We start from the raw sequence: 13,662 nt of genomic DNA, 5'->3' as shown, positions 1-13,662 counted from the left end.
TATCGTGGTAGATAAATATTTATCTTCTTATATAACAATTGGTGGTCTATTTTTTGAAGGCGTGTGGCAAGGTGTGGATTTGAGAGAAAGTCGCGATGTTTATAAAAAAGATGCGATGTTTTGAAAAAAGTTGTGAAGCTATACCCCTTTAGATATGATTGTCTAAAGGGGTTTTTTATGTCTAAAAGAAAAAGAACATCTGAAATTGAGAAGTGGATTAAATAAGGTCGAGGCTTAGGAATTGGTGCGGATTATAAGCCATGATATCTTCAAAATCTATTTTGAGACAAACAATATCTTAAAACTATAAAAAGTTAATAGAAAATCAGATTTCTACTTAATCATTGGAGAGGTGCGGTACGTGAATACTTATTTCATCAAATTAACTGAACCTAATAAAAACTTAGTGGACGTGTTTAATCGGTGGGAAAACGATCCTACTTTGATCCCGTTGACTCGCCCTAATCAAAACAAGTCAGAATTGGAATGTCAGAGAATCATTACTATAGAAAACTTATTTCAACGGCTAGAACACGTTCACATCTACCTGATATATCTGGATGACCAGTTAATCGGTGAAATGAACTTCATGGTCGATCCGAGCCACCTGTACAAAAAAGAGCCAGGAACTGCCTGGATAGGGATTACGATTGGTGAGCCCGAAGGCCGTGGTAAAGGGATTGGTTATGTGGCGATAAAATATTTAGAGGAACAAATTAAGAAGGAAGGTCTTAAACGTATTGAATTAGGAGTATTTGAATTTAACAAACAGGCGGAGAAGCTGTATCAGAAACTGGGCTACAAGGAAATCGGCCGTATTACTGATTTCACCTATTGGCAAGATAAATTGTGGACTGATATCCGCATGGAGAAGTGTTTAGGAGACAACCTTAACTGAATTCATCAGAAGCTTTAGAGCACAGGGGAGACGTTATATACATACGTTGATGCTGTATTAGTTTCCCAAGAAAAAAAGACTGTCTTATTCCTAGTAGAGTGACCCAGTAATCCCTTTGGATATTATACTTTTGATCAAACCTTTTTATAAAAATTAAGCGATCAATTTAAAGAAAATCACCCATTTTGATCAATCTTTGTTCAAAACGGGTGTTTTTCATTCGCTGTAAGGGTTTTCAGAAAGTTTTAATGTAGCGTCAGGAAAATGCGGATATACAACGTTAAGGAAATACACATTTAAAAAAGCCTAATTTCTCGGAGTGCTATGTGAGAAATTAGGCTTTTAGTTTCTTCATAAAGGAACTTAATAGTAGATGTAAAATACATTAGATAAGAGAAGGGCTTAGTACCTTTTGGAAGGCTAATATTACTTTGTCGATGTCTTTCTTCGTAATGCCATTGTTAGTAACAAATCTAATAATGTTAGGACCAAACGTGCCTGCTAATATACCATGTTCTTTTAATTGATTTAAGAAGTCCTCCGTGGTTTTATTAGATTTGGTGATGTCGATTAAAATAATATTTGTTTCCACTTTATTTTTAATTACTATTCCTTCTATATTCTGAAGTCCTTCAGCAAGTTGCTTTGCATATTCATGGTCTTTCTCAAGATGCTTTACATTTTCTTCGAGGGCAATAATACCAGGTGCAGCAAGGACGCCTGCCTGCCTAAGCCCCCCACCTAAGCGTTTACGCCACTTTCGAGCTTTAAAAATGAAATCAGAGGAACCTGCAATAATTGAACCAACAGGTGCCCCCAACCCTTTTGATAAGCAAAATTGAACAGAATCTGTATACTTTGCAAATTCTTTAACTGGTATTTGAGAAGCTACAGAAGCATTGAATAATCGTGCACCATCTAAGTGAACAGGAATATCATGTCTTTTCGATATTTGATAGATTAACTCCATATTTTCGGGGGGAATAACAGCTCCGCCTGCTTTATTATGCGTGTTTTCTATGCAAATAAGACCCGTTTCAGGCTCGTGTATATCGTCGCCTCGGATGGCCGCTTCTACATCACTTGGTTTCATAGCACCATGGTCACCAGCTAAGGTCTTTATTTGTACACCAGCAAAAGCAGACAATGCTGCAGCTTCGGAAACGAATAAGTGCGCTTGGGCTTCCATTATTACTTCTTGGCCAGGCTTACAGTGTACTAATCCGGCAATTTGATTTCCTTGAGTGCCACTTGTTACAAATAAGGCATCTTCCTTTCCAAGGGTTTGTGCAGCGATTTCTTCTAGCTTGTTTACTGTTGGGTCTTCACCGTAAACATCATCCCCTACTTCAGCCTCGTACATCGCTTTCCTCATCTTTTCACTTGGTTTTGTCACCGTATCACTGCGCAAGTCTATCACGATTTGTCCTCCTTTTAAATCAAGCTTTATTCCAAACCAACACCTGATTATTTTAACTTTAATATCGTAGTAACAGGGTTATGATCACTATGTTCAAATCCTAAATCATATCCCTTTACATCTACTATTTCAATATTCGGTGACACTAAAAATCCATCAATGATTGTTACAAAATTTTCTTCTGCCACATACGGTTGTATGTTATCCCGAACGGTCCAAACAGTAGAATCGACCGCCCACTGAAATCCACCCTCGGTAAAATCCTCTGGCAATTCTACGAGCCAATCAGGCCATTCCTCCATAAAATTCGGGTCTTCCAACTGAATATCAGATAGAAGCTGATTCCAATCACCACCCAAAACGACATAATCGCCATTTTTGTAGTGTTCATTCATATATTCTTTTAAGAAAATGACTTGTTGAGCTCTTATTTTCCCACCTTTATCGTATGCGGATAAATGAACGTTCACCATCCTTAAATATTTTCCATTATCAACTGGTATTTTGGTTTCGAGAATGGCTCGATCTAATTCAAATAATTGAACAGGCCATTTTTCTCTTCCAGGAAGCTGGTATCTTGTAGACTCTTCTATCGGATACTTAGAAAAAGAAAGCAACCCACTATTGACAGAGCCCATTGGATTTAAAATCGGAACGGGTACCCATTGAGTATTATAGTTATTCGCAAAGGTTGAACCATAATCTTTTAAACCTTCTTTAAACATAGCTACCTGATTCGTATGATAGGATCTACTCGATTTAACATCTATTTCTTGTATAAGAATAAAATCAGAATCTGTTTCTTGTAAAAAATGTTGCATATTTTCAAGATTGTCCAACGTTTGCTCTTCACTACTTGAACGTGAACCTTTTCCCCCATCCATAAAAAAGTCTTGGTCCTTATCCAATCCGCCATATCCAATATTAAAAATAGTCGTACTAAACTCATCTCCCTGCTTCAAAACCGTTTGGTTGTTATTTTCATCTCCCTGCTTCAAAACCGTTTGGCTGTTATTTTCAACTTCCAACTTAATAACATCTTCAGGGATTTCCGCCGTAATGGTCATGTACGCTAAAAACAATGCAAGAGAAAGACCTACAAATCCTACTAAAAAAACAACCAATTTAATTATTTTTTTCAAATAAATTTTTCTCATAACATCCTCCTTCATTAAGAAAGCGTTTACATATACTTATTATAAACAATGTGAATATAGGATACCTATAGTTTTATTTATTTTTTATCAAAATTTTTAAAAAATTAAGCGATCAATTTAAAGAGAAGCACCCATTTTGATCAATCTTTTTTCAAAACGGGTGTTTTTCATTCGTTAACGTTTTAAATCAAACTTTATTTCAAACCAACATAAGGTGTGGTTTGAGATAAAGTCGCGATGTTTATAAAAAAATGCGAAGTTTTCCTCCGTTAGATATGGTTGTCTAAAGGGGTGTTGTTATATCTAAAAGAAAAGAACATCTGAAATTGAGAAGGGGATGAAGGAAGGGCATGGGATAGGTAATGGCCCCGAATATAAACCGTGGTTAAAAATTCAAGATGTCTCGTCACTAGGGCGATCTACGAGATTAAAAAAAATAAAAACCAAGAGGCAGCATGAGTTTTTGTCGGATATGGAAAAGCACTACTTTTATATTTCTGAATTTTTCAACTGTATAAAAGATATAAGAGAACAATTTCCACTATTACCTATAGAAGAAACTATTATTATTGCAGATGAGTTAGGAATAGACCATCCAAAACATCCGAAAACAGGTGAATATATTGTGATGACAACTGATTTTATATTAACAGTTGAAAATGGAAATGAACGAATAGATATTGCCAGAAAAGGACAAACACCTTGACCACTAATAATGTATTGACGTGCCTATCCATTCATGCTAGATTATTATTAATATATTGATAATAAAAATCAGTGACGAGAAAGAGTAAGAAAAGAGCCCTGTTCTCCAGAGAGTCGGCAATTGGTGGAAGCCGATGGACAGATCTTATCCGAAAATCATCTCCGAGATGCAAAGCTGAAAATCGGTAAGCTTTGACGGATTTCCACCGTTAAAATGGAACACGTATGATTGTACGTTGACTGAGAGCCGGATTGTTTCTTTTTTATGAAACTTGCGGAATATGGGTGGTAACGCGAGCACAAACTCGTCCCTATTTAGGGGCGAGTTTTTTTATGCGAAAAAATAGAGGAGAGGCGGTTCATAAATAAAAAAGGCCTTATTTGATGGAGTGATGCTTTAAGCTTTTAGGTTCACTATCTACTGTTGAAGTCGATGGTGTTTTCGCTAAAAATTAGGAGGGTAATAGATGAGTAAAAAAAATGTGTTATTTTCAGGATTTATGCTCTTTTCTTTATTTTTCGGTGCAGGTAATTTAATTTTCCCGCCTTATCTTGGTATGGAATCCGGCAACTACTTTGTTGCTGCGATATCTGGTTTTATTTTAACTGCAGTCTTCTTGCCTTTTTTGACAATTATTTCTGTCTCGCTGTCCAATAATGGACTATTATCTATTGGGCAACGTGTTCACCCTGTCTTTGGTCTTGCTTTTGCCATTGTTATTTATATGTCTATTGGTGCCTTTTATGGCATCCCGCGTGCATCGAATGTTGCATATGAGTTAGGTTTTATGCAAGTGTTTAGCGTCGAAGGTCGACTACCTTTATTCTTGTTCTCAGTCGTTTTTTTCGGCTTGACCTACTTATTCAGTATAAATCCTAAAAAGGTTATTGACCATGTGGGTCAGCTCCTTACACCTGCATTACTCATCGTGCTAGCGATATTATTTGTTCGTGCATTTTCGACATTTAATTATACAGATGCAATAGCCGTAGAAAAGTTCCAAGCCAATCCTTTTCTTAAAGGGTTTTTGGAAGGGTATTCCACAATGGATGCTGTCGCTGCCCTTGCCTTTGGGATCGTCATTATCAATGGAATAAAAGATAAAGGGGTGACCAAGGAAAAAGATTTAATACGAGGAACAGTCATTGCTGGACTCATTGCAGCAGTTGGCTTAACCATTGTCTATCTATCACTCAGCTGGATCGGACGTGTACTACCACATGACGAACCACTTGAAAATGGGGCCGAAATATTAGTTCTAGCCTCTCAGCAGTTATTTGGATATGGCGGGAATTTGTTATTCGGGGCTATTGTTATCCTTGCATGCTTAACCACTTGCGTTGGACTTATTAATGCTTGTGCCCATTTTTTTAATGAGATTTTTCCGAAGTTTTCTTATAAAAAATACGTAATCATTTTCATTGTTGTCGGTATGTTGTTTACAAACCTTGGTTTGGATCTGATTTTACAAATTGCTACACCATTACTTGTTTTCATCTACCCAATATCGATTGCGCTCGTTACCCTATCGTTATTCCAGCACTTCTTTGGAGAAAGCAAAAAAATGTATGTCTTCGCCGTTTCAGTCGCGACATTATTTGCCTTTTACGAAGTGCTAGATACATTTAATATCCGTATTGATGGAATAAGTTCCACCTTAAATTTACTTCCTCTATATGAAAATGGTTTAGGCTGGACTTTGCCTACACTTTTAGCGGCGGTGATTGGTTATATATTGGATAGTAAACGGGGGGAAGTTGTATATCGGAGTAAATTCTGATATATCGGTCGATCTAAGGTGAAATTGTGTCAGTTACAAAAAAGTTGTACCGTTTTACCCCTCTGGATATACTTTTGATCAAACTTTTTTATGAAAATTAAGGTAACAATTTAAAGAGAAGCACCCATTTTGATCAATCTTTGTTCAAAACGGGTGCTTTTCATTTGCTGTAAAATAAGGGTTTTCAGACGTTTTACATCAAACTTTATTCCAATTTCCAAACTAGCAGCCAAATATCCTCAGCGGTCTTTATTGTGGGGATGTTTTTCTCCTATAAAGAAGGATATTTATAGTAGTCTGAAGAATTAGGTGTTTGAGATAAATAGAGGGGAGTGCGATCGATAGGAGAGATTGATTATTGCAAGTAAGAATCAGAATTAAAAAATCAGGAGGCAAAAAATGAAAACGTTTTCTTTGTTAACTAAATTAGTTTTAACCACTCTTTTATTCTTAAGTGCATTTATACCTAATCAGGTATCAGCTTCAACCGAAAACGTAGAACTAGATATATTGAATATCGAAGATATTGACGTTAATCCTGATCGTAACTACGCTAGAGGAAATAATCCTTCGATATCGGTACTTGATAACGGTCTTGTGATAGCAATTAAAGATTATCAAGGGAAACTTTCTTATCAATTAGGAGAATATAAAAATGAACAATTATATTGGACTTATCCTGAAGAATATGACACAGGACAGAATCCTTCTGTAACGGTACTGGACAACGGTCATATCCTAGAGGTTCATGACACTGGTAGTGGTAGACTTTTTTACAACTTAGGACGTTATGAAGACGGTAAAATTATTTGGTATAGGGTAGGGAAACAATATGATACAGGAAGAAGACCTGACCTTATCACACTTAGTAACGGGGTTGTAATGGAAGTCCATGAAGGTCAATTGTTCGGGGGTGGTTATTACACTTTCGGTCGTTACGATGAAACATACTCCACAATGAATTGGTTTAATGTAGGTAATCGTTATGGAGGTAATATCCAAGAAACAGTTATAGCTCAACTTCACGATGGGGATATAATAAATGTCGCTGAAGAATTCGGAAGACCTTCGCATATTCCTCTTTTTTATAGGATAGGTTCGATAGGTAGTTATTCTATAAGTTGGTCGCCTAAAACTCAATATGATAATGGATACTTACCTTCTATAGCTGTATTACTTAGTGGTCATATACTAGAAGTCCATACAGGAAACAGCACTGACGCTTGGTATCGATTAGGTAAAAGAGAAGGTGATGAAATTAATTGGTATACGCTAGGTGGTAATTATAGTAAAGGGCAAAATAATGATTTAGCCGTACTGTACAATGGTGTAGTCGTTGACGTTCATGAAGATGGCAATGGAACACTGTGGTATAATCTTGGTCGTCAAGAAGGAGATAAAATGGTTTGGTTTTAAAAATATGAAACAAACGGTAGGACTATCACATTATTGTGACGGTTGTACCGCTTTTAAGTTCATTCATAACTGTTAGTAATGATTGATTCTTCTGAATGTGGTAAATGGAGTGAAACCCCTAATTCTTCACCCCTTTACGCTCCAAGGTCCTTAGCTGGTAAATCTTAAGAGGATGTTTATAATCATTCGAAATATTCAAAAATTATTATTTGTCCTACAAAAATTAAGGAGGTAACAAATGAAAATTTTTTCTTTATTCACTAAACTATTTTTAGCAATACTATTATTCGTAAGTATGTTAGTTCCACATGAAGTATCGGCTTCAGAAGAAAAATCAGCATTTAAACTGGGTAAAGAGTTTGGACTTGAAATATTATCGGATGTTTTGGTGAATCCTGATCCCGAGTATTCAAGAGGAAATAGCCCTGCTATCACTGTATTGGATAACGGTCTTGTTGTAGCGATTAAAGAGTATGACCTTAAGCTTTATTATCAATTTGGTGAGTATAACGATGGAAAGATGTATTGGTCGTATCCAAAAGAATATGATACAGGATTCAGTCCTACTGCATCTACCCTTCCAAATGGTCATATAATAGATATTCATCTAGGACATTATTGGAAACAAAAACTCTTTTACAATTTAGGTAGATACGATGAAAAAACAGGTGAGATTGATTGGTATAGTGTAGGTAATTTTTACAATGAACATGCAAAAGATCCTTCTATGACCGTCCTTGCCAATGGAGATGTACTAGAGGTTCATGAAAATGGAAGTGATATGAGTAATAACCTTTACTACAATTTAGGACGATATAAAGATGGTAAAATTGAATGGAATAGTTTAGGTAATAAATATGATGCAGGGAGAACTCCTTCTATAACTGCACTTGACAATGGTAGTGTATTAGAAGTTCATAAAAGTCAATGGAATAATGGTCTTTGGTACAGTACGGGTACACAAAACGGTAACTCATTTGATTTCACTGATTCGTCTAATTACGAAGACCACGGACGTGACCCTGTTTCCTTACAACTTGATAATGGTCTGATTTTAACCATGTTTGAAGGTACGAGAGGGCATCATCCAACTTGGAATAGAATGGGACAAGTGAACGGTGACAAAATTGAATGGACAACCAATACGTTTACCGAATTTAACGGGAGAGACAATGATGTGGTTCAGTTGCAGAACGGTTTAATGCTAAACGTACATCAAAGCCCTGATGACGATACGCTTTGGTATGTATTAGGGCGTTGGAAACCTGAATCAAACCGAGTCGTTTGGTGGCCAGAGAATTTAGGTCATAATTAATAGATAACGGTACAGCTATCCTTTGTAGGGACGGTTGTACCGTTTTTATTCTGAATCATACGTAACTGCGTTAGAATCGTCCGCAGCTGTAGATTTGAAAGTTTACCCGTTTTACCCCTTTGGATATTATACTGAATTTAAGAGTTGTCATACCCAAATCCTCTCTATCTGAAATAGCTTCATTTATTGTACAAATTCATAAAAAGAATAGTTGAAAACTACACTTAAAAACTAATTGTTATAAAATTTAGACGTAAATGGTTCTGCTAATTTCGATGGATACAATTTGGGACCTAGACTAAAAAACTCGCAAAAATTCATTATCAACGGTTTCCATTTCTCAGGGTCTATATAACTTTTCCCTCCATCCATTAATATTGATTCATCGATATGAGTTGTTACAATTTTCATTTCAAATGCTTTGATAGCACTTGGTGACTCAAAAGAATGATCCTTCTGGACTAAAGACTCTAATTGAATAGGACATTCTTTTACAAGTGGTGCACGAACATTGTCCGAAGGTATAGCAGTTAGTCCTGCTTTTCCAAATTTATTACCCTCATATTGATAACCCATGTCTATTTTGTATTCTGGTACTGGACTTTTCCCAGTTAACAGCGCTAATCGATCTACAGCTTCAACAAGCTCTGCTGATGGGAGGTTTAAAACACATTGACCCTCCCTCAATAAATTAGTGACTGTTTGAGATTTGCTACTCATCCCAAGCATGCAGGATTGATTTATCCACCATACAGATGATACTGGTGCTAAATTGTATGTCCCATCTTCGTTTATTGTACTAATAAGGACCACGGGAGTCCCAAAATAAAGAATTTTCGGGTCAATAGTTTTATGCATATAATCACTTCCTCAAACATTTTTTATAATGACCAAACTCATTATAAAATGTTGCCGAAGTATATACTTTCAAATTCTTGCTCTCTCATTCGATAATATTTATTTTTCTTCCTGCTACATTATTAGATCTTTCCTTTTAAAGATCTATTTTTGGTATTTTACTCTATAATTTACAGGTGAAAGTTTTGTCTTTTTTTTAAATAGTGTACTAAAATATGACGTATTAAAAATACCTATTTCTATTCCTATGTCTGTAATGGACTTATTTGTATACAAAAGGTAATAAATAGCCTTATTCATTCGTACATGTTGAATATATTCAAGTGGACTCATCCCTGTCAGACGTTTAAATGTCCGTTGCAAATGATAAGGGCTCCCATGGCCAATCTGAGCTAACTTTTCTAAAGTGAGTTGCTTATGATAATTTTGCATAATCCACTCTACTATTTGTTGAATCCATTCTTCCTCTGGTAAAAGCAAATTATGAGGTTTACACCTCTTACAAGGACGAAAATTTGTGGTGTGGATTTTATCTAAATTTTTAAAAATGAGGACATTTTCGATGTTAGGAACTCTTGATTTACAAGAAGGACGACAAAATATCCCTGTACTTTTGACAGCATAAAAAAATACACCGTCATAGGAAGAATCATTTTCAACTATAGCTCTCCAATAATCCTCTGGAATAAGGTTATTTAATTTTTCTACCATGTAGCTCACCTCTCCTAATAAATTATACACCTTTCTATCAACACCATCCCATAGACTCTTTGTTGGCTGGGACTCTCGATTAAGCATTAGTATTTAACGTGAGTATTGGCAGCGTTGAGGTATACGAAATAGAATAAAAAAATAGCTATTTATTACTTGTCCGAATCCATATGAAATAATTAGAAAATTTGTGCCTCCTTTAGCATATTGATTACGTAAGACATATAACTTTTAAGAGGGTGGTAAGTAATATGGCTTACAGGATTATGACGTTTGATGCAGGTGCGTTACGAGGAGCTATAAGTGCAAGGCTTCTAGAGCGGCTTGATAATAGTTGTAAAGGATTTGTTAGAAAAACCAATCTGTTTGCCGGTACCTCAGTTGGTTCATTTATTGCTGCTGCATTAGCGAGCGGAAGGACAGTAGAAGAGGTATTTAATTTCTTTAATAATAAGCGAAATGTCGAATTGGCATTTGGCAACATCAGGCGAGGAGCATTTTTTTTTAATCAAGCGGTTGACTTTGAAGGACTTGAAAGTCTGACGCAAGCTTTTTTTCAAGACCTTAAATTGAAAGACCTGAAAAAGAAGGTGATGATTCCCTCATTCGATTTATCTACATTTACACCCGTTTATTATCATAATTTTCCTGGATCACCTCATTTGAATGAACTTGTCAGCGATGTTGTGTTAAGGAGTAATGCGTCTCCTGTCCTTTTTCAGTCGTATCAAGGCTTTTTAGATGGGGCGGTTGTTGCCAGCAATCCTAGTACATTGGCAGTATCATTTGCAGTGGGCACAGCCAAAAAGAAGTTAAAAAACATTTTTTTATTCTCTATTGGTACAGGGAACATTGAGTATAGTATTGAAAGAAGTACAAAGGGATGGGGAATGGTAAGTTCAAAAAATTTTTACCCAAAACATAGGGAGCATTTGCCTGCCAATTGGGGATCCATTCTTAATCCAATTCAGCCCAAAGAACCTACGATGCCATTATTCGATTCTTTCCTTGAAGGAACACAAGGGGGAGCAGCCACCGAGAGTTTCCAATTGCTTGGAGGTAAATCTTTTCGCTTAAATCCTTCTGCACCTGCTTCAATAGGATTTACCTATTCAAATAATCTCAATGATTTTTTTGCAGTTGCGGATCAGGCTAACTTGGATTCAGCAGTCAAGTTTTTACAGAAGTATTGGTAATGTTGTGCCGATGATGAAGATTGAATTAAACTGAGCTCTATTTTACGATTGGCATGGAAATAAATAGGGAATTTGGCTTTTAGCATAGTCATAGACCTCATGAAATCAATCCGCGATATACATGGCGCGGATTTTTTGCGTTTTGCCTTCTTTCACTAAGATAAAATGAAATGAAATCAATGGTTGGAATTAAATCGCAATCATACATTTGTGATCGCACGTTAAGTGCATTTTTTTAATTAAAATATTATTGAAACGAAATAGCGTTGATGTCTGTCTAACCAATGACTTAGAGAAAGGGGTGCGAATATGTTCCATTTAAATTTGGTGAAAAAAGCTCAAAAAGGGGATGAGAAAGCATTCTTGAAGCTTATTCATAAGGAAAAAGAAAAACTTTATCGAATGGCATTCATGTATATGAGAAATGAAAGCGATGCTTTGGACATTGTTCAAGAAACCATTTATAAAGCTTACATTTCAATTAAGAATGTAAAAGAAGCATCTTACTTTTCAACATGGCTAACCAGAATTTTAATCAATACTGCATTGGATGATATTAAGAAAAAAAATAAAGTGATTTCCATTGAACAAGATTCATTGGAGAAAATTGAATCTTCGCAACGAATAGATTCAGCAGATAAATTAGACTTACTTCAAGCAATTGATCAGTTAGATGAGAAATATAAGACAGTCGTTGTTCTTAGATATTATAAAGATCTATCGGTAAAACAAATAGCTGAACTTTTGGAATGCCCTGAAGGAACGGTTAAAACCAATTTACATCGATCCATTAACCAATTGAAAGTCAAGTTAAAGGAGGAGTGTATAAATGAATAATCAAAATCCCGATATAAAAGAAGCGATTGAAAACATTGATGTACCTCATGAAAAACTTAATAAAACAATAGATGTTGCTATAAAGAGAGCGAAAACGAAGCATAAGAAACCAAGAAGAAAATTGTACCCTTTAATAGGGGCAGCATTTTTAGCAACTTGTGTGTTAATTGGTTCTGCCTTTGTTTCTCCAGCCATGGCAAAAGTATTATCACCTATTCCAATTTTGAATTCTGTTTTTGAATTTGTAGGGGATAGAGGGCTTGAAATCGCTAGTGAAAAGGGATTATCAGAAAAGATAGCTCAAACGGATACTGATCAGAATATAAGCTTAACGATAGAGGATATCTTTTTCGATGGGACCCGTTTGTCGATCAGTTATATACAAGAATTTCCTAGCACGTATGGTGAGCTAGGAGAACTAACGCTAAAAGTTGATGGTAAGGAAATTAATTTTGGTGATGGTCGGACAGGACAATTTGTATCTGATAATCAATTTGCAGGTGTACTTGATATAAAGACTACAGAAGAGTTACCAGATTCATTTGATTTAAGCATAGAATTAAAACAAATAGGCAATGTACAAGGAGAGTGGAATTTTGATATTCCGGTTACCAAGTCTGAGGAAGAAGTAGAAACGATAGAATCCAACCAAACAGTCGTTTATAACGATACAAAGATGACGGTGAAAACAGTTAAGCTTGGACCGGCAGGAATTAAACTATCAGTCGATCTAATTTCGCCTATTGACGAAGATCCAATAATGAATGATGGTCTTGCATTTAATTTGCTAAATGCTCAAGGGGAATCACTTACCCAAGTGTCCGGATCTGGTTCGGGTGGTGATGAAGGAGATAAACTTGTTATGCATATGGAATATCGATTTTCTCCTTTGGAAGAAAGTACGGAGTTTTTAACGGTCAGTCCCTTCCTTGTAACTATAATTGGTGACGAACATTCAAGGGTTGAACAACCTTTACAAATAGATCAATTGCCAATTACCCTGGCTAAAGATGAAATGGAGAAAATTATTGTAACAGATGTGGAGTACGAAGAGGATAAGACGCTGTTATACTTCGAAGTGGAAAGTGATTTTCCTTACGATGATCATTTCAGCTATAACAATGTATGGCTTGAAGATAAGGCGGGGAATAATTTAACAAGTGATTCATTGGACTTAAAAGGATATCCGGAACGAATCAAACAAAACACCTATGTTCAAGAGTTCCAGCCTATAAACAAAGATGAACCATTAAAAGTAGTGACTGTAAAAATGCTAAATCTTGAAGTATTAAAAGACCTGGAGATAAAGATACCACTAAAATAGAAGTGGGAAGTTTTATTTCAATTCCTCTATTTATTAGTTTTGAA

12 protein-coding genes and 1 other annotated feature are annotated in these 13,662 nt (G+C 35.8%); of the genes, 8 read left to right on the top strand and 4 right to left on the bottom strand.

What is annotated here, in order from left to right:
• The first annotated feature begins 361 nt into the window (after nt 1-361).
• Entirely contained in the window at nt 362-898 is a 537-nt protein-coding gene (locus AB1471_RS13960) for a GNAT family N-acetyltransferase (RefSeq protein WP_367780383.1), read from the top strand.
• A 385-nt stretch (nt 899-1,283) separates the two neighbouring features.
• On the opposite strand, the gene ltaE is transcribed toward AB1471_RS13960, so the two are convergent.
• Together ltaE and AB1471_RS13950 are read right to left on the bottom strand one after the other, a co-directional pair.
• Nucleotides 1,284-2,318 (bottom strand): low-specificity L-threonine aldolase, encoded by a 1,035-nt coding sequence (ltaE, locus tag AB1471_RS13955; RefSeq protein WP_367780382.1) that lies wholly within the window; start codon nt 2,316-2,318, stop codon nt 1,284-1,286.
• Between the two features lie 47 nt (nt 2,319-2,365).
• Entirely contained in the window at nt 2,366-3,460 is a 1,095-nt protein-coding gene (locus AB1471_RS13950; protein ID WP_367780385.1) for an endonuclease/exonuclease/phosphatase family protein, read from the bottom strand.
• Nucleotides 3,461-3,947: 487 nt separating this feature from the next.
• Here AB1471_RS13950 and AB1471_RS13945 point away from each other — a divergent pair, with 487 nt between their 5' ends.
• The 4 genes from AB1471_RS13945 to AB1471_RS13930 all read left to right on the top strand — a co-directional run bounded on the left by AB1471_RS13945 (nt 3,948) and on the right by AB1471_RS13930 (nt 8,692).
• On the top strand, nt 3,948-4,181 hold the full coding sequence (locus AB1471_RS13945; RefSeq protein WP_367780381.1) for a TnsA endonuclease N-terminal domain-containing protein: 234 nt from the start codon (nt 3,948-3,950) through the stop codon (nt 4,179-4,181).
• A 62-nt stretch (nt 4,182-4,243) separates the two neighbouring features.
• Nucleotides 4,244-4,496, top strand: a binding site (T-box leader).
• A 151-nt stretch (nt 4,497-4,647) separates the two neighbouring features.
• Nucleotides 4,648-5,961 carry a branched-chain amino acid transport system II carrier protein gene (gene brnQ, locus AB1471_RS13940; RefSeq protein ID WP_367780380.1) on the top strand — a complete coding sequence of 438 codons (1,314 nt, stop codon included), beginning with the start codon at nt 4,648-4,650 and terminating at the stop codon, nt 5,959-5,961.
• Nucleotides 5,962-6,360: 399 nt separating this feature from the next.
• The gene (locus AB1471_RS13935; protein ID WP_367780379.1) at nt 6,361-7,377 is read left to right on the top strand and encodes a hypothetical protein; all 1,017 of its coding nucleotides are present in this window, start codon (nt 6,361-6,363) and stop codon (nt 7,375-7,377) included.
• 238 nt (nt 7,378-7,615) lie between these two features.
• A complete protein-coding gene (locus AB1471_RS13930) occupies nt 7,616-8,692 on the top strand; it encodes a hypothetical protein (RefSeq protein WP_367780378.1) in 1,077 nt (358 codons plus the stop codon).
• A 231-nt stretch (nt 8,693-8,923) separates the two neighbouring features.
• Here AB1471_RS13930 and AB1471_RS13925 read toward each other — a convergent pair whose 3' ends face one another.
• A complete protein-coding gene (locus AB1471_RS13925; RefSeq protein ID WP_367780377.1) occupies nt 8,924-9,550 on the bottom strand; it encodes a flavin reductase family protein in 627 nt (208 codons plus the stop codon).
• Nucleotides 9,551-9,694: 144 nt separating this feature from the next.
• Nucleotides 9,695-10,261 (bottom strand): bifunctional transcriptional activator/DNA repair enzyme AdaA, encoded by a 567-nt coding sequence (locus tag AB1471_RS13920; protein ID WP_367780376.1) that lies wholly within the window; start codon nt 10,259-10,261, stop codon nt 9,695-9,697.
• 251 nt (nt 10,262-10,512) lie between these two features.
• Here AB1471_RS13920 and AB1471_RS13915 point away from each other — a divergent pair, with 251 nt between their 5' ends.
• The 3 genes from AB1471_RS13915 to AB1471_RS13905 all read left to right on the top strand — a co-directional run bounded on the left by AB1471_RS13915 (nt 10,513) and on the right by AB1471_RS13905 (nt 13,618).
• Nucleotides 10,513-11,457 carry a patatin-like phospholipase family protein gene (locus AB1471_RS13915; RefSeq protein ID WP_367780375.1) on the top strand — a complete coding sequence of 315 codons (945 nt, stop codon included), beginning with the start codon at nt 10,513-10,515 and terminating at the stop codon, nt 11,455-11,457.
• A gap of 309 nt (nt 11,458-11,766) precedes the next feature.
• Nucleotides 11,767-12,294 carry a sigma-70 family RNA polymerase sigma factor gene (locus AB1471_RS13910; protein WP_367780374.1) on the top strand — a complete coding sequence of 176 codons (528 nt, stop codon included), beginning with the start codon at nt 11,767-11,769 and terminating at the stop codon, nt 12,292-12,294.
• A complete protein-coding gene (locus AB1471_RS13905) occupies nt 12,287-13,618 on the top strand; it encodes a DUF4179 domain-containing protein (protein ID WP_367780373.1) in 1,332 nt (443 codons plus the stop codon). Before AB1471_RS13910 ends, AB1471_RS13905 begins: the two co-directional genes overlap by 8 nt.
• Nucleotides 13,619-13,662 lie beyond the last annotated feature (44 nt).

It is taken from the genome of Jeotgalibacillus marinus, assembly GCF_040801915.1.
Lineage (GTDB): Bacteria > Bacillota > Bacilli > Bacillales > Jeotgalibacillaceae > Jeotgalibacillus > Jeotgalibacillus marinus.
This window is presented reverse-complemented; position numbering and strand designations above follow the sequence as displayed.